Source organism: Candidatus Poriferisocius sp., assembly GCF_965204145.1.
In the GTDB taxonomy this organism is placed as follows: Bacteria; Actinomycetota; Acidimicrobiia; order Acidimicrobiales; family Bin134; genus Poriferisocius.
In genome coordinates, this window is sequence record NZ_OZ241977.1 from 28162 (window position 1) to 47946 (window position 19785).

At 67.5% G+C, this 19785-nt stretch carries 15 protein-coding genes; 8 read left to right on the top strand and 7 right to left on the bottom strand.

Annotation, left to right across the window (positions count from 1 at the left end; translation table 11 throughout):
- Positions 1 to 1038, top strand: coding sequence for an SMODS domain-containing nucleotidyltransferase (locus ACOGI7_RS00125; protein WP_419849900.1), 1038 nt, complete (start codon positions 1 to 3; stop codon positions 1036 to 1038).
- Entirely contained in the window at positions 1035 to 2612 is a 1578-nt protein-coding gene (locus tag ACOGI7_RS00130) for a ThiF family adenylyltransferase (protein ID WP_419849901.1), read from the top strand. Before ACOGI7_RS00125 ends, ACOGI7_RS00130 begins: the two co-directional genes overlap by 4 nt.
- A gap of 80 nt (positions 2613 to 2692) precedes the next feature.
- On the opposite strand, the gene ACOGI7_RS00135 is transcribed toward ACOGI7_RS00130, so the two are convergent.
- Genes ACOGI7_RS00135 through ACOGI7_RS00150 form a run of 4 tightly spaced genes read right to left on the bottom strand, consistent with a single transcriptional unit; the run spans position 2693 to position 7185 of the window.
- Positions 2693 to 3442 carry a hypothetical protein gene (locus ACOGI7_RS00135; protein WP_419849902.1) on the bottom strand — a complete coding sequence of 250 codons (750 nt, stop codon included), beginning with the start codon at positions 3440 to 3442 and terminating at the stop codon, positions 2693 to 2695.
- A 50-nt stretch (positions 3443 to 3492) separates the two neighbouring features.
- Positions 3493 to 5847, bottom strand: a complete 2355-nt coding sequence (gene pucD, locus ACOGI7_RS00140) for a xanthine dehydrogenase subunit D (protein ID WP_419849903.1) — start codon at positions 5845 to 5847, stop codon at positions 3493 to 3495.
- Positions 5844 to 6326 carry a (2Fe-2S)-binding protein gene (locus tag ACOGI7_RS00145; RefSeq protein WP_419849904.1) on the bottom strand — a complete coding sequence of 161 codons (483 nt, stop codon included), beginning with the start codon at positions 6324 to 6326 and terminating at the stop codon, positions 5844 to 5846. The genes pucD and ACOGI7_RS00145 overlap by 4 nt, the downstream gene beginning before the upstream one ends.
- Complete coding sequence (locus ACOGI7_RS00150) at positions 6319 to 7185, bottom strand: FAD binding domain-containing protein (RefSeq protein ID WP_419849905.1); 867 nt, start codon at positions 7183 to 7185, stop codon at positions 6319 to 6321. Before ACOGI7_RS00150 ends, ACOGI7_RS00145 begins: the two co-directional genes overlap by 8 nt.
- A 159-nt stretch (positions 7186 to 7344) precedes the next feature.
- On the opposite strand from ACOGI7_RS00150, the gene ACOGI7_RS00155 reads away from it, so the two are divergent.
- The 6 genes from ACOGI7_RS00155 to ACOGI7_RS00180 are packed head-to-tail and all read left to right on the top strand — an operon-like array spanning position 7345 to position 15786.
- Positions 7345 to 8655 carry a Zn-dependent hydrolase gene (locus ACOGI7_RS00155; protein ID WP_419849906.1) on the top strand — a complete coding sequence of 437 codons (1311 nt, stop codon included), beginning with the start codon at positions 7345 to 7347 and terminating at the stop codon, positions 8653 to 8655.
- A complete protein-coding gene (locus tag ACOGI7_RS00160; RefSeq protein WP_419849907.1) occupies positions 8652 to 9713 on the top strand; it encodes an N-carbamoyl-D-amino-acid hydrolase in 1062 nt (353 codons plus the stop codon). Before ACOGI7_RS00155 ends, ACOGI7_RS00160 begins: the two co-directional genes overlap by 4 nt.
- Positions 9714 to 9715: 2 nt before the next feature.
- Entirely contained in the window at positions 9716 to 12271 is a 2556-nt protein-coding gene (locus ACOGI7_RS00165; RefSeq protein ID WP_419849908.1) for a molybdopterin cofactor-binding domain-containing protein, read from the top strand.
- On the top strand, positions 12268 to 13317 hold the full coding sequence (locus ACOGI7_RS00170; protein WP_419849909.1) for an amidohydrolase family protein: 1050 nt from the start codon (positions 12268 to 12270) through the stop codon (positions 13315 to 13317). Before ACOGI7_RS00165 ends, ACOGI7_RS00170 begins: the two co-directional genes overlap by 4 nt.
- Positions 13314 to 14315, top strand: a complete 1002-nt coding sequence (locus tag ACOGI7_RS00175; RefSeq protein ID WP_419849910.1) for an LLM class flavin-dependent oxidoreductase — start codon at positions 13314 to 13316, stop codon at positions 14313 to 14315. Before ACOGI7_RS00170 ends, ACOGI7_RS00175 begins: the two co-directional genes overlap by 4 nt.
- 10 nt (positions 14316 to 14325) lie before the next feature.
- On the top strand, positions 14326 to 15786 hold the full coding sequence (locus ACOGI7_RS00180; RefSeq protein WP_419849911.1) for an acyl-CoA carboxylase subunit beta: 1461 nt from the start codon (positions 14326 to 14328) through the stop codon (positions 15784 to 15786).
- Here the strand turns inward: ACOGI7_RS00180 and ACOGI7_RS00185 are convergent.
- The 3 genes from ACOGI7_RS00185 to ACOGI7_RS00195 all read right to left on the bottom strand — a co-directional run bounded on the left by ACOGI7_RS00185 (position 15783) and on the right by ACOGI7_RS00195 (position 19773).
- Positions 15783 to 17081, bottom strand: coding sequence for an 8-oxoguanine deaminase (locus ACOGI7_RS00185; RefSeq protein WP_419849912.1), 1299 nt, complete (start codon positions 17079 to 17081; stop codon positions 15783 to 15785). The genes ACOGI7_RS00180 and ACOGI7_RS00185 overlap by 4 nt on opposite strands.
- Entirely contained in the window at positions 17078 to 18175 is a 1098-nt protein-coding gene (locus ACOGI7_RS00190) for a PLP-dependent lyase/thiolase (RefSeq protein WP_419849913.1), read from the bottom strand. The genes ACOGI7_RS00185 and ACOGI7_RS00190 overlap by 4 nt, the downstream gene beginning before the upstream one ends.
- A 104-nt stretch (positions 18176 to 18279) precedes the next feature.
- A complete protein-coding gene (locus ACOGI7_RS00195; protein ID WP_419849914.1) occupies positions 18280 to 19773 on the bottom strand; it encodes a pyridoxal-phosphate dependent enzyme in 1494 nt (497 codons plus the stop codon).
- Positions 19774 to 19785 lie beyond the last annotated feature (12 nt).

The window sequence follows — 19785 nt, forward strand, 5'->3', positions numbered from 1 at the left end:
ATGGACCCATTACGCCACCAGTTCAGCCAAGCCTTGACCAACATCGAGGTTAACGGGATCAAACGCCAGAAGGCCATAAACGCGCATACCGAGATACAAGAACTTCTGGCACAGGACATGTTGCTGCGCAGCTGGGGCATCAATACTCGGCTAATCGGCTCATACGGCCGCCAAACAGCCATCTATCCCGGCAAAGACGTGGATGTGTTCGCACGCCTGGAGAACCTCACCACGTCGGCGAACCCGGAAGAAATATACGCTGGTGTATGGGCCGTGCTCGTAGCCCAATACGGCCATGTCGAACAAGGAGGCAGGGCGACTCCACAGGCACGAAGCATCAAGATCGACTTTTCCGAACCTGGTAAAGCAAACGACAACTTTGCAGTCGATGTAGTACCCGCGGTCATATACGGCATCCGCTGGGCAATTCCAGCCAAAGACAGGGCCCTGTGGGCAAGTGATCACGCCCGATGGATCGCAACAGATCCAGAGCGGTTCGGCCAACTGTCCACCGACCTCAACACAGCCACGTGGAGTCCCGCTGTCGGCGACCAGAACGCCTACAAGCCCGTCGTGAAGCTCATGCGACAAGCCCGAGAGGTTCACCTTGGCGACCGAAAGCCAGGGGGACTGTACGTCGAGTTCGCGACCTACGACACTTGGTCTCGCGGCCTCGTCAGCGGCGACGAATGGGGAGACCTCCTCACAAGCACCCTCCGCCAAGTGGCGGACCGGTTGGGCCAGGCTCCTTATCAGCCGCTCGTGGACCCCGGACTAGGGACGTCAGTCGATCCACCACTCGATCCCTCGCAGTGGCAATATGCCAGTGAGACGTTCAAGCGGCTCGCAGACCTAGGTGAGGAAGCTCTCAACTCCACCCGGTGCAGTGCCGCGTTGAAATGGCGGAAGATCCTCGGCAAGAACGACCGAGGCCAGGTCTTTCCGCTTCCCCCGGGATGCGGTTCCGCAGGCGTAGCAGGAGCAGGCCTAGCGGGAGTCGCCGCCAGCACGCCAAAGGAGGCGGAGGGTTTCGGATGACAGAGGTTCCTCCACTCGATACTTTTGACCAAGCTTCACTCGAATCGTTCACCTCCGAACTGGTTGCAGCCGGCTTCGAGCCCGACCCTGATACCGCTTTGCGTTGCTGGACAGGTCCAGCCCATCCAGCCCTTTCTCCGCTAACAGATGCCCAGCAGATGCGTCTGGTCATACGGGATGGTTGGCCTGAGATCTTCCCGTACATATTCGCTGAAGGGATCCATGCCAATCACTTGACCGCCACCGGCTATGTGTGTCTATGGCATGAAGGCGAGAGTTCGCAGCAGTGGGTCACACTTGAGGGCCTCTTCAGTCGTCTAATCGAATGGTGCGATGCCGCAACAAACGGCTGGGACCAAGCCGGTTTGGCGCTTGACGCTCAGCTGAACTTCCAGCCAAAGGCCTCGGTAGTCGCTGCCTTTGATCTCAACACTCTCCAAGTCGGGGGAGCTGGGACCTGGGGAACATTTCACGGCAAGCCCGAGCCAATTGGCCGAGTCACGCTTCATCCTGGTGGCCCACACAAGCAAGACGAGCTCCGCGGCCTGTGGTTTTGCCTGTCGGATTTGGAAATACCTCCTCGGAACCTCGAAGAGTTGCGACAAGTCCTTTCAAGAAAGCCAGCCCGTGGACTCACACAAGCTCTGGCCTCGCGCCGGCATGGTGACCCTTTGCAGCCCAGCGGATCGGTCGACTTGATCCTGTTGCTGTGGCATCGTGACGGAATCCCCCATCCCTTGGTACTAGCTCTGGAAGGAACCGGAGACGACACGGTCGCTATAGCTCTTTATGCAGGCCCAAACGACAAGGAATCCCTTATGCTGCGCGCAGGGCCTGATGCCGCTCTCTTGACAGACAAGACTGTTGCCCTTCTTGGCCTAGGCGCGCTGGGCGGCCACGTTGCTGTTGCTCTAGCCGAAAGCGGTATAACTCAGCTCCGACTCTTTGACAGCGACACTCTGCTTCCCGAAAACGTCGTAAGGCACACCGCCGGTCATCTCCTAGTCGGAGCCGCAAAGCCAGACGCCGTCGCTGCCGTCATCGCTGATCACGCGCCATGGACCAAAGTATCGTCAACTGCCAACAACCCGATGACACCCAGCAAACTGGGATTGGCAATGGCTGGCTCTGATTTAGTTGTGGACACGACAGGCGGTGGAGCAGCAGCTCGAGCGATATGCCTGATCGCACAGGACTCATCCATACCACTGGTCTCCGGCGCTCTCTACCGAGGGGGAGCTGTTGCACGAGTACGTCGCCAAGGGACTCCTGGTGACACACCGATCTTAGGGAGGGCTTCCGCGCCCGACTACATATTGATCCCTCCGGGCGAGGACGATCATCTCACCCAACCAGCCATCGGATGTTCTGGGCCAATCCACAATGCTCCACCCACGGCAGTGCTCGCCGCTGCAGCATTGATCTCCCAGACGGCCGTTGATGTCCTTACTGAAAGACTTGAGCTCCCAGACGAGTTGATTGATGTCTATCGGCCATTGCCCCATGAACCGCCGTTCGATTGCATCGGAAGGCTCACCCACACCGTCAACTCCACGCTCCCAGCTCAAGAATGAATGGCGAAGACATATAGGCGGTCGACCATCTCAGATGGTGATCGAGGCCTCGGTCCAAGTAGAAGACAGGTGGGGGGTGGTCAGGCTGCTGCCTGCGTCGGCCAGATGGCACAGAGGGCTTCCTCTAAATGGTCTGCGGGAGTCCCAAAGTCGGCTGCGATGGACTCCAACGGCTCGCCGGCGCTGGCGCGGGACGAAACGGCCGAAAGGGTTGCACCCCCCTCAACAAAAACTGCATCTCCTCCCGCCACCTCCGGGATGACGCGAAGCAGAGGCCGTTCGGTCACCGGCAAGATGAGTTCGGTGGCCCAGGTGTCGCCGAAAGTGATGCGCTCCAAGTAGTCCTGTATCACTTCATGGAACACCTGCTGTCCGGTGTGTACGACGGTGAGCAGCCTGAGTTGCTTGTCTTGGCTGCGTGTCGCGTAGTCGTACAAGACGCTGGCGCCATCGCTGAACAACTGCCGCGAAGCCAGTGCATGCTCGAGCTCGCCCTCGTTGGCGAGAATCTCGAGTGCTTTGCGGATGCGCTGAAGGGGAAGGCCCGTGTTGCGAAATGCCTGGATTACTACTGCTTCGACCAGCCCAATGAATGGAATCGAGCGTTGATCACCGTTGCAGTTGTCGAATGCGGTGATGACTGGCCCCTGTTTCACCTGCGTATTGCTCAGGAGTGTCCTCTCATAGCCGTGCGACCATGTGCGCAGCGTGGACTGGCTCATGCCCACTAGGCGCGCCGCTCCAGCCACGGTGTAGAGCCGCCGGGTAAATCGTTCGTCCTCGATGGCACCTCTCCGTCTCAAGTGGCTAACAGTGTCGTCAATATCCATGGTAGCGGGAGCATGGTTGTCCGACTGTGCCGCAATCCGCCTTGGTTAGCTCAACCCAGGGCGATGTCGGCGGGGCGGATGGGGATTCGGGGGAGGGGGAGGCCGGTGGCGGCTCTTATGGCGGCGGCTACTGCGGCGGAAGAGGAGATGGTGGGGGGTTCGCCTATTCCTTTGGCGCCGTAGGGGGCGTTGGGCTCGGGTTGTTCTACCCAGGCGGCGATGGTTACGTCGGGCATGTCGAGGGTGGTGGGGATCACGTAGTCGGTGAAGGAGGCGTTGCGGACTAGGCCGTTGTCGAGGACGATTTCTTCCATTAGGGCTAGGCCTACGCCTTGGGCGGTGCCGCCTTCGATCTGGCCTACTGCCTGGGTGGGGTTGAGGATGCGGCCTACGTCTTGGGCGGTGGTGATGTCGCGGATTCTCACCAGGCCTAGGTCGGGGTCTACGTCGGCGACTACCCGGTGGGCGGCGCAGGCGAACGACACGTGGGCGTTGCCCTGTCCGTTTTCGTCGAGCGCCTCGGTGGGGGCGTGGTGGTATTCCACGTCGGCCTCGTAGCCGGCTCCGGCGGTGATCTGGGCCAGCAGTGCTTCTTGCTGGCCGTCTAGCGACACCACCAGGCCGTCGCGCAGCACCAGGCCTTCGGGGGACACTCCCCAGTCGGCGGCAACGTCGGCCAGGATCTGATCGCGTACGGCCCGGCAGGCGGCTTGCACCGCTCCGCCCGACATCCAGGTTTGGCGGCTGGCCGACGACGACCCGGCCGAGCCGATGGTGGCGGTTTGGGCCGGGGCCAGGATCACCTCGTCCACCCCCAGCTCGGTGCAGGCGATCTGCTGGGCCAGGGTCACGAACCCCTGGCCCACCTCGGCACAGGCGCAGGTCACGGTGGCCACCCCGTCGGCCACCCGGCAGGCCGCGGATGAGAAGTCGTCGTAGCCCTCGGAGAACATCAGGTTCTTGAACCCCACGGCGAAGCCCGTTCCCCGCACGGTGTCGGCGGCGTCGGTGGTGCGGCCCGAGCCTCCCGGCAGGTCGCGCCGGTCGTCGCTGGGGGGGATGTCGGGGGCAGGGGCCCCGGCGCACTGGCGGATCACCTCGGCCACCGGGAACGTGCCGGTAATCGCCTGTCCGGTAACCAGGCGGTCGCCGGAGTCCAGGGCGTTGATCAGCCTCAGCTCCACCGGATCCATGTTCAGCGCGGCGGCCAGCTTGTCCATCTGCGACTCGTGGCCGAAGCAGGTCTGCACCGCGCCGAACCCCCGCATGGCCCCGCACGGCGGGTTGTTGGTGCGGGCTGCCAAGCCCACGATGTGGGCGGCGGGCACCTTGTAGGGGCCGGCGGCGAAGCAGGAGGCGTTGGCGATGACCGCCGACGATGTGGAGGCATAGGCCCCGCCGTCGAGCACGATGCGGGCCTCCACCTTCACCAGCCGCCCATCGCCATCGGCGTGGTGGCGGTACCACATCTTGGCCGGGTGGCGGTGCACATGGCCGAAGAACGACTCGTCTCGGCTGTAGACCATCTTCACCGGCTTGCCGGTGTGCAGGGCCAAAAGGCACAGGTGGATCTGCAACGACAGGTCCTCTCGGGCGCCGAACGCCCCGCCCACCCCGGCCAGGGTGAGGCGCACCTGCTCCTCGTCGATCCTCAGGCATGCCGCAATCTGCTCCCGGTCGACGTGCAGCCACTGGGTGGAGATGAACAGCTCCACGCCGCCGTCGTCATCGGGCAGGGCCAGGCCCGACTCGGGGCCCATGAAGGCCTGATCCTGCATGCCCACCTCATAGGTCCCCTCCACCACCACCTCGCCGGTTGCATCCAGGTCGCCGTGGCGGATGTTGATCTCCCGGAAGACGTTGCCGTTGGGGTGGATGGGCGCTGCGGTGGGAGCGGCCTCGGGGTCGGTGAGGGGGTCGGTTACCTCGTAGTTGACCACGATGGCCTCGGCGGCCCGGCGGGCCACGTCGGGGTGGTCGGCGGCCACCACCGCCACCGGCTCGCCCACATAGCGAACCTGCCCGTCGGCCAGCACCGGCTGGTCGGGGTGCTCGAGTCCGTAGGTGAGCCGACCGGGCACGTCGTCGGCCAACAACACGGCGTGGACTCCGGCGGTGGCCAGCGCTGGGCCGATGTCGATGCCGCGGATGTTGGCCGAGGCATGGGGAGAGCGCAGGGTGTGGCCCCACAAGAAGTCGTCGGCCCACAGGTCGGACGAGAAGGCGAACCGGCCCTGCACCTTGGGCACCCCGTCGGGGCGGCCCACATCGGCGCCCACCCCCCGGGTGCCAGCGTCGACGATGGTGCCGGTGCTGCCGGCCGCGGTGGTGTTGGCTGGCCCGGTGGCTGTGGCTGGCCCTGAGGTTGCGACTGCCCCTGCGGTCACGACTGGCTCGGAGGTCATGGCTGGCTCCGCTTGGTGGCGGCGGCGGAGTGGACGGCGGCCAGGATGCGCCCGTAGCCGGTGCAGCGGCACAGGTTGCCCGACAGGGCTTCTCGCACGTCGCCGTCGCTGGGCTCGGGGTTGGCCTCTAACAGGTCGTGGACGGCCACGATCAGCCCCGGCGTGCAGAAGCCGCACTGCACCGCGCCCTCGTGTACGAACGCCTCTTGCACCACCGACAATTCGTTGCGCCCGTCGCCCAGGCCCTCCACGGTGGTGATCTCCTGGCCCGCGGCGGTGGCGGCCAGCACCAGACACGAGCAGGTGAGCACCCCGTCGATCAGCACGGCGCACGAGCTGCACTCGCCCTCGGTGCAGGCGTTCTTGGTGCCGGTGAGCCCGAGGCGCTCCCGGAGCACGAACAAAAGGCTCTCGGCCAGATCGGAGTCGGCCACCTCGCAGTCCACCCCGTTCACCCGCAGCGAATAGGGATCAGGCATGGCCGTTGCCTCCTGGTGCAAATGCCCGCTTCAGGGCTCGGGTGGCCAGCACCGCCACCGCGTGGCGGCGGTAGGCGGCGGTGGAGCGGTGGTCGTCGATGGGGGAGGAGGCGGCGGCCACCCGCTGTCCGAACTCGTTGGCCATGGCATCGCTCACCGCGGCGCCGTTGTCCCAGTCGATCCGCTCGGCCACCCAGGCCTCGGCGTCGCGGGCCCGGGGTATGCCGGCGGCCACCGCGCCCAGTGCGCAGCGCACGGTGCGGGCGTCGTGGTCGGCCACCAGGGCCAGCCCGGCCATGGAGATCACCATGGCGTTGCGGGGGCCGATCTTCAAGAACTCCTGGCGCCCGGTGGGGCGGTCGAGCTCGGCGGCCACGATCAGCTCGCCGGGCCGCAGAGAGGTCCGCTTTACCCCGACCACGAAATCCTCCAGGCCCATCCGCCGCTCCCCGTCGGGGCCGGTCACCACGATCTGGGCGTTGAGCGCGGCCAGCACCGGCAGCGTGTCGCCCGCCGGCGAGGCGGTGCCCAGGTTGCCCCCCAGGGTTCCGGCGTTGCGGATGGGCGGCGATCCCACCGTGCGGGCGGCCTGGGCCAGGGCCGGGGCGGCATCGGCCAGCGCCGTGGTCATCATCTCGGTGTAGGTAACCCCGGCGCCCACCACCACCCGATCCTCGGCGATGTGCCAGCGGCGCAGCTCGGCCACCTGGGCCACGCCCACCACATGGCGGGGGCGGCGCAGTCCCCGGTTGATCTCCACCATGAGATCGGTGCCCCCGGCCAGCACCGTCGCATCGGGATGGTGTACCAGCGCCTCGCGCGCCTCATCGAGGCTCCGGGCCACCACCACATCGCTCATCGCGGTGCCCCCGTCTGGGCCTCTGAAACAGGGCGCAAACGGCGCAGGGTACGCAAACGGTTGAAACTCACAGCAGATAAAATCTATTCGCTGGACGCCTATCTCGTAGGGAGAGTTGGCGATTCCTGGGTACAAAACAAGCGAAATCTCTGGCAAAATATGACTTCTGTGGCTACTGATATCAGCGTCGATGGTCAGGGCCTGAGCGACCGCCTGGCCGCTTTGGCCTCGATAGGCGAAATCGAGGGCACCGACGGTGCCTGCCGATTGGCTTTGACCGACGAAGACCGGGACGGCCGCGACCTCGTTGTCACCTGGATGCGGGACCTGGGCATGGAGGTCAGCATCGACGGCATCGGCAACGTGGTGGGCACGTTGGCCGGGGCTGAGCCGGGGCCGCCGGTGATGTGCGGCAGCCACATCGACACCGTGCGCACCGGCGGGCGCTACGACGGCAACCTGGGCGTTCTGGCCGGCTTGCAGGTGGTGGAGGCGGTGCAGCGGGCCGGCATCACCACCCGCCGCCCCCTGGCGGTGGGGTTCTTCACCGACGAGGAGGGCTCCCGGTTCCCGCCCGACATGCTGGGCAGCCTGGTGTACACCGGCGAGATGCCCCTGGAGGAGGCGCTCGACATCGTGGGCACCGACGGCGCGGTGGTGGGCGAGGAACTCGACCGCATCGGCTACCGGGGCCCGGCCCCGTGCCCGTCGCCTGCGCCCCATGCCTTCGTCGAATTGCACATCGAGCAGGGCCCGATCCTCGACACCGAAGACATCGTGATCGGCGCGGTCACCGGGGTGCAGGGCATCAGCTGGACCGAGATCACCGTGGCCGGCCAGTCGAACCACGCCGGCACCACCCCCATGAGCATGCGCCACGACGCCGGGTGGGTGGCCACCCGCATCGCGGTGTTCGTCCACGAGCTGGCCACCGAGTTCGGCCCGCCGCAGGTGTGCACCGTGGGGCGGGTGGAGCTGCACCCCAACCTGGTGAACGTGGTGGCCTCCGACGCGGTGCTCACCGTGGACATGCGCAACACCGACGACGATCTGTTGACCGAGGCCGAGAACCGGCTGACCGCCTTCCTGGAGGAGTTGGCCGCCGAATCAGGCACCGGGATCACCTGGCGGCGCCTGGCCCGGTTCGCCCCGGTGGAGTTCGACCCCGACATGATCGACCGGGTGGAGCGGGCCGCGGTCGAGCTGGGCTTCAGCCACCGCCGGCTGTGCTCGGGGGCGGGCCACGACGCCCAGATGTTCGCCCCGGTGTGCCCCACCTCGATGGTGTTCGTGCCCTCCTGGGAGGGCATCAGCCACAACCCGTTCGAGCACACCGAGCCCGAGCACCTGGAAGCCGGCGCCAACGTGATGCTGCGGGTGATGCTGGAGCTGGCCGAGATCGCCGAGGCCTCCGAAGTGCAGGCCACCGCAGGGGCCACCGCCGAAGAAACCGCGGGGGCAACGGCATGAGCGCCAACAACGACAAAACGCTCACCACCCACCTGGAGAGCGACCCCGCCGATGAGCGGGTGTCGCGCCTGAGTAGCAACCTGCGCGAGATCACCGTGGGTGCGGCCCAGCTCGGCCCCATCGCCCGCGACGAAACTCGGGCCGAGGTGGTGGAGCGGCTGCTGGCGCTGCTGCACGAGGGCCACAAGCAGGGCTGCGAGCTGGTGGTGTACCCCGAGATGGCCCTCACCACGTTCTTCCCCCGGTGGTGGATAGAAGACATCGACGAGCTGAACAGCTTCTATGAGACCGAGATGCCGTCGCCCGAGGTCAAGCCGCTGTTCGACGAGGCGGCCAGCCTGGGGATCGGCTTCTGTCTGGGCTACGCCGAGCTCACCCCCGACGGCCACCGCTATAACACCTATCTGCTGGTGGACGGCGAGGGCAACGAGGTGGCCAAGTTCCGCAAGGTCCACATCCCCGGCCACGAGAAACACGAGCCCCAGCGCCCCTTCCAGCACCTGGAGCGGGCCTACTTCGAGCCCGCCTCCGAGACTTTCCGCACCTGGACCGCGTTCCGGGGCGAGATCGGCCTGGCCCTGTGCAACGACCGGCGCTGGCCCGAGACCTACCGGGTGATGGGACTGGCCGACGTGGAGATGATCCTGATCGGCTATAACACTCCTATCCACTACTACCCCGATCCGTCGCAGGACTTCCTGGCCGGATTCCACAGCCGCCTGGTGATGCAGGCCGGCGCCTACCAGAACGGCACGTTCGTGGTGGGCGTGGCCAAGGGAGGCGAGGAGGAGGGGGTGGAGAGCCTGGCCGAGAGCTGCATCATCGGCCCCTCCGGCGAGGTGCTGGCCCAGGCGGCCACCGACGGCGACGAGCTGGTGGCCGCCACCTGCAACCTCAACTGGTGCGCGGCCTACAAGAACACGCTCTACGACTTCAGCCGCTACCGCCGCCCGGAGATGTACAAGTCGATATCCGAGGAGATGCCGGTCATCTATCAGAAGCCATACGTAGAGGGGGCGCCTATCATTGGTGACGCGCCCCACCAAGAAGGGGGATAGCCATGACAACGCTGACCATCAACGGTCAATCGGTGACCATAAAGGGCGACCACGAGCACCTGCTGGCCGCACTGCGAGATGAGCTGGGCATCATGTCGCCCAAAGACGGGTGCTCGCCCAGCGGCCAGTGCGGCTGCTGCGCGGTGCTGGTGGACGGGCGCGCCCGCGTGGCCTGCCAGACGTCGCTGGAGCGCTCGGCCGGCTGCGAGGTGCTGACCCTGGAAGGGGTGTCGGATGAGGAGCGCAACCGCATGGCCGACGTGTTCGCCGCCTGCGGGGCGCTTCAGTGCGGGTTCTGCACTCCGGGCATCTTGATCCGCACCAAGTCGCTGGTGGACCGCAAGGGCTCGGAGCTCACCCGAGAGGAGGCCTCCCGGCACCTGGGCGGCCACCTGTGCCGCTGCACCGGCTACACCAAGATCCTCGATGCGGTGGAGGCGCTGGCCCAGGGCGAGATGCCCGAGGCCGAGGTGCCCGGCGGCGTGGGCAGCCGGGGCATCAAGTACGAGGCCCGGGAGCTGGCCCTGGGCGACCGCGACTACATCGACGACCTGCGCCCCGAGGGGCTGCTGCACGCCGCGCTGCACCTGTCAGAGCACGCCCGGGCCGACATCGTGTCCATCGACACCGCCGCGGCCGAGGCCATTGACGGCGTGGCGGCGGTGTTCACCGGCGCGGATGTGCCCGGCGAGATGCGGGTGGGGATCATCCACACCGACTGGCCGGTGTTCATCCCCGAAGGGGGACGCACCTCCTATGTGGGCGACGTGCTGGCCATCGTGGTGGCCGAAGACCGCGCCACCGCCCGCCGGGCGACCGAGGCCATACAGGTGACCTATGAGGTCCACACTCCGATCACCGACCCGGTTGCCGCGGTGACCAACGGCTGCGACGACGCGGTGTGGGAGCTCGACGGCAATGTGTTGTCGCGCTCGGTGTACGCCCGGGGCGACGTGGACGCTGCTTTGGCGGAAAGCGCCCACACCATCCACGAGGTGTTCCAAACCCAGCGCATCGAGCACGCCTTCTTGGAGCCCGAGTCCACCCTGGCGGTGCCCACCGACGACGGCGGCCTGCACGTGTACTCGGGCGGCCAGGGGGTGTGGGACGACCGCGACCAGATGGCCTCGGTGCTGGGGATCGACCCCCAGAAGATCACCGTGGAGCTGGTGAGCAACGGCGGGGCGTTCGGCGGCAAAGAGGACATGGCCAACCAGGCCCAGACCGCGCTGGCCGCCTGGCTGTTGGGCCGCCCGGTGCTGTGCACGGTTTCTCGGGAGGAGTCGCTGCGGATGCATCCCAAGCGCCATCCCATCCGCATCGAGGTGTGGGCCGGCTGCGACGCCGACGGCCAGCTCACCGCGCTGCGGGCCCGGATGGTGGGCGACTCCGGCCCCTATGCCTCGGTGGGCATGAAGGTGCTGGAGCGGGCCGCGGGCCACGCCAGCGGCCCCTACACGTTGCCCAACATCGACGTGGAGGCGGTGGCCGCCCGCACCAACAACCCGGTGTGCGGGGCCTTTCGGGGCTTCGGGGCCAACCAGGCCCAGTTCGCCATGGAGGGCGTGATGGACCGCCTGGCCGAGGCGGTGGGCATCGACGGCTGGGAGATGCGGTCGCGCAACGCGGTTTCCCCCGGCGCCATATGGGGGCCGGGCCAGATCATGGACGACGGCTCGCTGGGCGCGCGCGCCTGTTTGGAGGCGGTGAAACCGGCCTGGGACGAGGCTCGGGCCGCTGGCAAGTCTGTCGGACTGGGGCTCGGCCTCAAGAACTCCGGGCTGGGCAACGGCTTCAAAGAGATCGCCAAGGCCGTGGTGCGCTTCGACCACGACTACCACGAGGGCGGCCAGGTGGAGGTGCGCCACTGCTGGACTGAGATGGGCCAGGGCATCCACACCGTGGCCCAGCAGGTGGCGGTGACCGAGCTGGGCGTGAGTGCCGATCGGGTGCGGGTGGTGGTGGACACCACCTATGAGCTGGGCGCCGGCCAGACCACCGGCAGCCGGGGCACGCTTATGGGCGCCGGCTCGGTGGCCGACGCCTGCCAGGCCGCCCTGGCCGACGGGTGCCAGCCCGGCGTGGACTACTTCGGCGAGTACCGGGTGGACTGGACCAACAAGCTCTCCGACGGGGTGGAGAACCCCATCATCCACTCCACCTTCGGCTACGCCGCCCAGATGGTGGTGCTCGATGACGAGGGCGCAGTGGAGCGAGTGGTGGCCGCCCACGACGTGGGCAAGGCGGTGAACCCGCTGCTGTGCGAGGGCCAGATCGAGGGGGCCGTGCACATGGGCCTGGGCTATGCCCTCACCGAGGACTTCCCCGCTGATGAGAACGGTTGGCCCACCAACATGACCCTCAAGTCGCTGGGCATCCTGCGGCCCAAGGACATGCCCCCGGTGGACGTGATCCTGGTGGAGTCGCCCCAGCCTGGTGCCCCATACGGCATCAAGGGCGTGGGGGAGATCGGCCTGGTGCCCACCGCCGGGGCAGTGGCCGCCGCGCTGCGGGCCCACAGCGGAACGTGGCACAGCAGCCTTCCCATGGGGGAGTGAGGCACTCCTTGCCCGGCACGACGCCCGGGCTGGTCTGTGCCCACCATCACCTGTATTCCGCACTGGCCCGGGGGATGCCCGCCCCGCCCCGCACGCCCACCGGTTTCACCGACATCTTGGAGCTGATCTGGTGGCGGCTCGACCGGGCGCTCGACCTCGACATCATCGAGTGGTCGGCCAAGCTGGGGGCGCTGGAGGCGCTGGAGGCGGGCTGCACCGCCATCGTCGACCACCACGAGTCGCCCAACGCCATCGAGGGCTCGCTTCAGGTGATCGCCGACGCCTGCGCCGAGGTGGGGGTGCGGATCAGCTGCGCCTACGGGGTGACCGACCGCCACGGCGCGGAGGGGGCCCGGCGGGGCCTGGCCGAGAACGAGCAATTTCTGCGGGCCGGGGGCCGGGGCATGGTCGGGGTCCATGCCGCCTTCACCTGCACCGACGACACGCTGGAAGCCGCCGCCGGCCTGGCCGCCGATTTGGGCACCGGGGTGCATATCCACGTGGCCGAGGGCCCGGTGGACGCCCCGGCTGCCGAGCGGCTTGAGCGGTGGAGCACCGACGAGTGGCTGCTGATCCACGGGGTGCATCTGCCCGACGGCCACCAACTCAAAGGCACGCTGGTCCACAACCCCCGGTCCAACATGAACAACGCGGTGGGCTACGCCCGGCCGATCCGGTTCGCCAACCCGGTGGCGCTGGGCACCGACGGCATCGGGGCCGACATGCTCGAGGAGTTCCGGGTGGCCTACGCCCGCCACCGGGAACACGACGTGACCGCCACCCCCGACACCGCGTGGGAGTGGCTGGCCCAGGGCTGGGAGCTGTTCCCCGAGGCCCGCTCCGACACCGTGAGCTGGAGCTATGACCCCATCGACCCGTGGCGGCTGGCGTTCACCCCCGGCGTGCGGGCTGTCGACGTAGTCGTCGACGGGGAGACGCTGCTGGCCCAAGGGGTGGCCACCCGGGTGGACCCCGACGAGATCCGGGCCAAAGCCGCCGAGGCCGCCAACCGACTGTTCGCCAAATTGGAGGAGATCGACCCATGAGCTCATATCCCGTGGCCCTCTACCTGCAAGACGCCCACTCGGTATCCGAGGCCATCGAGTACGTGCAATACGCCGAGCAGAAGGGGTTCGAGGCCGTGTGGCAGGCCGACTCCCGGCTGGTGCGCGAGGCCACCGTGCCCATGGCCGCGTTCGCCGCCTCCACCGACCGGATCAAAGTCGGCAGCGGGGTGCTCGACATGTGGACCCGCAACCCGGCCCGCCTCGCGGCCACGTTCTCCACCCTCGACGACCTGGCGCCGGGGCGCATCCTGTGCGGCCTGGGGGCGTGGTGGGATCCGCTGGCCAGCAAGGTGGGGGTGGACCGCCGCCGCCCGCTGGGGGCCATGCGGGAGGTGGTCACCGTGGTGCGGGCGCTTCTGGCCGATGAGAACGTGACCTTCGACGGCGACTACGTGCATCTCGAAGACGTGGAGCTCGACTACGTGCACCAGCCCCGCCGCCCCAAGGACGTGCCCATCTACATCGGGGCCACCGGCATGAAGATGATGGCGCTCACCGGCGAGATCGCCGACGGCGTGGTGCTCAACTACCTGGTGTCGCCCGACTACAACCGCCGGGCCATGGACGCCCTGGCCGAGGGCGCAGCCCGAGCCGGGCGAACGGTGGACGACCTCGACCGCCCGCAGCTCGTGGTGTGCTCGCTGGCCGAAGACCGGGGCGAGGCGCTGGACGCCGCCCGCCTACTGGTGACCCAGTACCTGGGCCAGCAGCCCCACATCATGGCCGCCTCCGGGGTGCCCGACTCGCTGCTGGACCAGGTGAACGCGGTGCTTACCTGGCCCGCCACCATGGAGCAGGTGGAGGCGGCCTCCAAGCTGGTGCCCGACGACATCGTGCAGATGCTGTGCGCGGCGGGCACCGCCGAGGAGTGCCGGGCCAAGGTGGACGAGTACGTGGCCAACGGGGCCACTTGTCCCATCCTCTACCCCCTGGGCCCCGACGTGCGGGCCATGATCGACGCCTTCTCGCCCGCATAAGCTCGCCGGCATGAACAACCGGGAGGAGTGGAAGCCGTGGCTGGAGGAGCTCGACCGGCGGCGCACTGAGGGCGCGGCCATGGGCGGACCCGAGCGGGTGGAGAAGTACATGCACTCCCGGGGCAAGCTGGACGTGCGCCAGCGCATAGACCGGCTGTTCGACCCCGGCACCTTCCGGGAGATCGGCCCGCTGGTGGGCACCCTGGAAGACATCCCCTCCGACGGGTTCGTGTGCGGCTACGGCCGGATCGACGGCCGCACGGTGCTGGCCGGGGCCGAGGACTTCACCGTGCTGGGCGGGTCGATCGGAGCGGGCAACACCGCCAAGCGCTACCGGGTGGCCGAGCTGGCCGCCCAGGAGGGCCTCCCGCTGGTCACCATGTTGGAAGGCGCCGGCCACCGGCTCACCGACACCGGGGGCAGCCGTGCGCCCGGCGACCTCCAGGCCTACGCCGACCTGAACGGGCAAGTCCCCATGGTGTGTTTGGTGATGGGCGCCTCCGCCGGCCACGGCGCGCTGGCCGCCCCCCTCAGCGACTTCGTGATCATGACGTCGTATGCCTCCATGTTCACCGGGGGCCCGCCGCTGGTGAAGGCAGCCACCGGCGAGGACGTGACCAAAGAGGAGCTGGGCGGCGCCGACGTGTGTACCCGCATCGCCGGCTCGGCTCACAACGAGGCGCTCGACGACGAGGAAGCCATCGACATGGCCCGCCTCTACCTGTCGTACTTCCCCCAGAGGGCCGGCCAGCCCTCGCCCCAGGCCAGCGGCCCCGACACCGAGCCCCGGGTGGTGGAGGAGATGCTCGACATCATCCCCCCCAACGACCGCCGCCCCTATGACATGCACCAGGTGATCGACCACATCGTGGACGACGACAGCTTCTTCGAGATCCAGCCCGCCTACGGCCCGGCCATCATCATCGGCTTGGCCCGCTTCGGGGGGCGTCCCACCATGATCGTGGCCAACAACCCGGCCTATTTGGCCGGCTCGGTGGACGCGGCGGCGGCCATCAAGGCCACCGACTTCTTGGAGGTGATCGGCAACTACGACCACCCGGTGGTGTTCTTGGCCGACAACCCCGGCGTGATGGCGGGCACCAAGGCCGAGCGGGAGGGCATCTTGAAGTGGGGCGGCAAGATGTACAAAGCCGAGCGCCGCCTCTCCAATCCCAAGATCGAGATCACCATGCGCAAGGCGTTCGGCTTCGGCTCGGTGGTGATGGCCCAGAACCCGTTCGACAACCAGACCCAGTCGTTCTCCCTGCCCAGCGTGAACATGGCCGCAATGCCCGCCGATGCCGGCGGCCGCTCAGCCAAGCTCGACGCCGAGACCCAAGCCCAAGTAGAGCGCGAGCAGCGCTCCGGTCCCTACCGCCTGGCCGGTCGCCTCGGCAGCGACGACGTAATCGACCCTAGAGACATGCGCAACGCCATCCTCGGTGCCCTTCAGCTAGCCGAGAATCGCTAGTCCCAGAGGCGGCGGGCTCGCTGGGCGAGGTCGGCGTGGGCGGCGGCGAGGTCGCAGCCGAGCAGCTGGCCGTCTTGGACGACGGGGTTGCCCCCGACGTAGAGGTGGCGAACCCGGCGGTCGGGGCCGAGGACCAGTCCGGCCAGGGGATCGACGACGTCGGCGATGTCATCGCCGGGCCACACGGCGAGGTCGGCGACCATGCCCGGTTCGATCTGGCCAAGGCGGTCGGACACTCCTAGGCAGCGTGCCCCGCCGGAGGTGCCCAGGCGGATGGCGTCGGCGGGCATGAAGGCGCTGGGGTCCATGGCCCGCAGGCGGGCGGCATACAGCGACTGGTGCAGCTCGGGGAACAGGCCGCCCACCTCGTTGGACGCCACCCCGTCCACGCCCAAACCAACCGGCACACCGGCGGTTTCCAGGTCGGTCACTCGGCAGGTGCCGGCGGCCAAACGGGCGTTGGACGAGGGGCAGTGGGCCACCCCCACCCCGGCTGCGCCCAGTCGGGCGATTTCCTCGTCGTTGAACCAGATGCCGTGGGCCAGCCATACGTCGTCGCCCAACCAGCCCCATTCGTCGAGTTGCTCCACCGGCCGGCGGCCGAATCGCTCCAGGCAGTGCTCCTGCTCGTCGATGGTCTCGCACAGGTGGGTGTGGAGGCGCAGGCCATGCTGTCGGGCCAAGGCAGCCGACGCCTCCATCAGCTCAGAGCTGACCGAGAACGGACTGCACGGCGCCACCACCACATGCACCATGTCGCCGTCGTGGTGTTGGGCGATGACCCGCTCAGTGGAGGCCATGATGGAGTCCAGGTCTTCCACCACATGATCGGGAGGCAGCCCGCCCTGGGATTCGCCCAAGTCCATCGACCCCCGGCTCAGGTGCAGACGGATGCCCACGGTGGCAGCGGCCTCGACGATGGTGTCGAACACCGCATCGTCGCCGTGGGGCACCAGATAGTGGTGGTCGGAGGCGGAAGTACACCCGGTGGCGGCCAACTCGCCCAAACCGACCAGCGCCGCCGCCGCAACATCGTCCACCGACAGCCGCCCCCACACCGGGTACAGCTCCACCAGCCAGTTGAACAGGTCACAGCCCACCGCACGGCCTCGGGTCATCCACTGATAGAGGTGGTGGTGGGTGTTGGCCAGCCCGGCGGTGATGATGTCGCCGTCCACATTGATGACAGCATCTCCGGGCTGGGGCTCGATAGCACCCACTTCGGCGATGAGGCCGTCGGCAATGGCGATATCGCCGGGCCAGCGGGCGCCCCGAAGCACTGTGCGGGAGGTCATCGCTGAGCGCCAGTAAAAAGCACTGCCGGTTTGGACTCGGCGGACGGATCGTCACAGAGAAGACCAGCCAAGCCAGCCGAACCCGTCGGACTGACATTGATGCCAGTTGCTGATCGACCCGCCTCGCAGGCCTCGGTGACCACGGGTTCGGGAACCACGACGGGGTGGCCGCCGGTGGTGGCCATGGCCTGGGTGACCGCGGCCCAGTCGTAGGTCTCATCATCAAGAATCCCGGCGGCTGCTGAGGCGGGGGTCGGCGTCCACGGCCACATGACCGCTGAGCGCTGCCGCCGAGCCTCATCCAGCCCACCCAGTTCGGCAGTTCGCTCCCACGCCCGAGCCAGCGGAGCACACCCCTCGGTCTGCACCGCCACCAGCGCGGCCTGAGACTGTCCGATGGCCAGCCCCTGAGCCACCGATGTGGCTAGCGCACCCCCACCCACCTGGACATATACCCGGTCGATGTCCGGAGCCTGCTCGGCCAACTCATAGCCCAGGGTGCGGCCCCCGTCGATGGTGTAGCCGTTGTCCGGTCCCTGGCACCCGAAGGGAACCGCCCCCGCGCTAACCGCCTCCTGAAACCGAAGGTAGGAAGGGTCGCCCTCTTCACCGTCAATCCGGGGACAGGTCTCAATTCGCGCCCCCAGCTCTTGCAGCCGAGCCACCACAGCCGCTTCGGCATCAACAGGCACGTAAACGGTGAGCGGCCATCGCTCAGCCGCAGCCACCACCGCGGCGGCCACCGCGGCATTCCCGCAAGAAGCGATAGCCAACGGAGGCCGCTCCCCAGCACCACCGCTCCGACGCTCCCGCACCAGCAAATGCAGCATCAGCCCAAATGTGTGCCGACCCTTGTGCGATCCCGACACATTGTCGGTCTCGTCCTTAACGGTGATGATTCGCTCGCCAACCAGGAATTCCGAACAAGGCGTGACCTGGAACCCGCCCCCGTCCACCTCAGCCACGGCGGCATCGAGTTGGCCCACCCGGTCCACAAACCAGCCATCGTCCTCTGCCTCAACCCAAGACCGCAGCATCCGCCGATAACGAACGAACGGCTGCTGGCTGTCGCCATCCACCGACCAATTCGGCATCGGCAGCGCCAACACATGGTCCCGATCGTCACTACCCCTCTTCGCACACGCCCACGCGTCGGCTGCCGCGACCGCCCCACACGAGCAAGCCAGGCTTTGGATCATTATTGGGCGACTCGGGCGTTGAAGTCGGCGATCAGCTCATCCCACACCGGCACCAGATCCCGAAGGGCCACCCAGAACGACTGATCTCGACGGGCATCGAAATGGTCCAGGTCCACCCCCTGCTGCTCCACCCAGGTGAAGTACCCTAAGTTGAACACCCGATCCCGATCACGGTCGCTGAGCTGAAGCAAGTGGTCGGTGTCCACCCCGTTGAGCCACCGGTCGGCAACCGCCGCGGCCTCGGCCGATCCGAATTCGCCCCCAAAGTCAGTGGCAACAGTCTTGGCCCGCTCCGAGCCATAAAGAGCAGCCCCATCGGTGGCAATGGTCACGATCACATCGTCGGAACCGCAGTCCAGAGCGGCAGCCATCTTGGCCGAGGCCAGCAGGTTGCAGATGGACGACAGCCCCAAGTCGTCCAGATGGGCGATCACATCGTCGCCCACCCCCCGCTGGGCCAGCAGCGCCCGCCCCTCAGCAGAGGAATACAGCACTCCCAACTCGTCGGTGGCCCGATCGGACACCGCCACCACCACGTCGGTGTTGGCCACGTTGTGGATCAGCGGAACGTGCTTGTCGCCGATGCCCTGGATGTTGTGCTCGCCATAGCCGTTGTACAGAAGCGTGGGGCACTCCAGCGCCTCCACCACCGCGGTGGCCGACCCGTGGCGCTCCTTGATCGGGTCGCCCGCCCCCAGCGTCCCCGCCGATCCCGAAGCGGCCACAAACCCGGCCAGCCGGGCCGACGGGTGCCCAGCCAAGTAGTGCTCGAACACCCGCTCCACGGCGGCGGCGGTGGCGGTCACATGGCCCAGGTAGTTGCCGTACTCGCAGAACTGGTTGAGGATCACGTTGGCCTCGTCCTCGGCCAGGGCGGCGCAGGCGTCGTAGATCTCCTTCACGTTGCTCTCCGAGCCGGGAGTGCGGATCACATCGGAGGGGTCCGAAGTCCACCGGTCCAGCCACTCGAACCGCTCCGCCGACATGCCCTCGGGAAGCACGGCCACCCCACGGCAGCCCATGATCTTGGAGATGGCGATGCCGCCTCGGGCGTAGTTGCCGGTGGACGGCCACACCGCCCGGTTCTCGGTGGGGTCGAACTGCCCGGTCACCAGGCGGGGCGCCAGACAGGAGTAGGCGGCCAGCACCTTGTGGGCCCCGATCATCGGGAACCGGTTGCCCAGCAGCATGATGATGGGCGACTCCACCCCCGACAGCGCCGGGGGAATCACCACGTACTCGGGCACCGCAGCCCGACCCGCCCTTGAGGCGTCATTGAACCAGTTCACCCGCCACAAGTTGGCGGCGTCGGCGGCATCAGGGTCTACCCCGGCCAGCCCGCCATCGGCCGCCGGGGGGTCGGCCAGCTCGGCGAAAGTCGGCAGCTTGATCCCCACCTGGCGGCATCGCTCCACCGCTCGGTCGCGCGCGGTGGTGTTGACCACCTCGGTTTCGAGGCCGAAGCCCTCGGGGATGCTGGAAAATGCAGTCACGGCAGAACCTGT

Coding starts and splice junctions, on each gene's coding strand:
- pucD (WP_419849903.1), bottom strand. CDS start 5,847: ATGACCTCCGAGCCAGTCGTGACCGCAGGGGCAGTCGCAACCTCAGGG.
- ACOGI7_RS00180 (WP_419849911.1), top strand. CDS start 14,326: ATGAACAACCGGGAGGAGTGGAAGCCGTGGCTGGAGGAGCTCGACCGG.
- ACOGI7_RS00175 (WP_419849910.1), top strand. CDS start 13,314: ATGAGCTCATATCCCGTGGCCCTCTACCTGCAAGACGCCCACTCGGTA.
- ACOGI7_RS00145 (WP_419849904.1), bottom strand. CDS start 6,326: ATGCCTGATCCCTATTCGCTGCGGGTGAACGGGGTGGACTGCGAGGTG.
- ACOGI7_RS00190 (WP_419849913.1), bottom strand. CDS start 18,175: ATGCCGAATTGGTCGGTGGATGGCGACAGCCAGCAGCCGTTCGTTCGT.
- ACOGI7_RS00185 (WP_419849912.1), bottom strand. CDS start 17,081: ATGACCTCCCGCACAGTGCTTCGGGGCGCCCGCTGGCCCGGCGATATC.
- ACOGI7_RS00155 (WP_419849906.1), top strand. CDS start 7,345: ATGACTTCTGTGGCTACTGATATCAGCGTCGATGGTCAGGGCCTGAGC.
- ACOGI7_RS00165 (WP_419849908.1), top strand. CDS start 9,716: ATGACAACGCTGACCATCAACGGTCAATCGGTGACCATAAAGGGCGAC.
- ACOGI7_RS00160 (WP_419849907.1), top strand. CDS start 8,652: ATGAGCGCCAACAACGACAAAACGCTCACCACCCACCTGGAGAGCGAC.
- ACOGI7_RS00135 (WP_419849902.1), bottom strand. CDS start 3,442: ATGGATATTGACGACACTGTTAGCCACTTGAGACGGAGAGGTGCCATC.
- ACOGI7_RS00125 (WP_419849900.1), top strand. CDS start 1: ATGGACCCATTACGCCACCAGTTCAGCCAAGCCTTGACCAACATCGAG.
- ACOGI7_RS00130 (WP_419849901.1), top strand. CDS start 1,035: ATGACAGAGGTTCCTCCACTCGATACTTTTGACCAAGCTTCACTCGAA.
- ACOGI7_RS00150 (WP_419849905.1), bottom strand. CDS start 7,185: ATGAGCGATGTGGTGGTGGCCCGGAGCCTCGATGAGGCGCGCGAGGCG.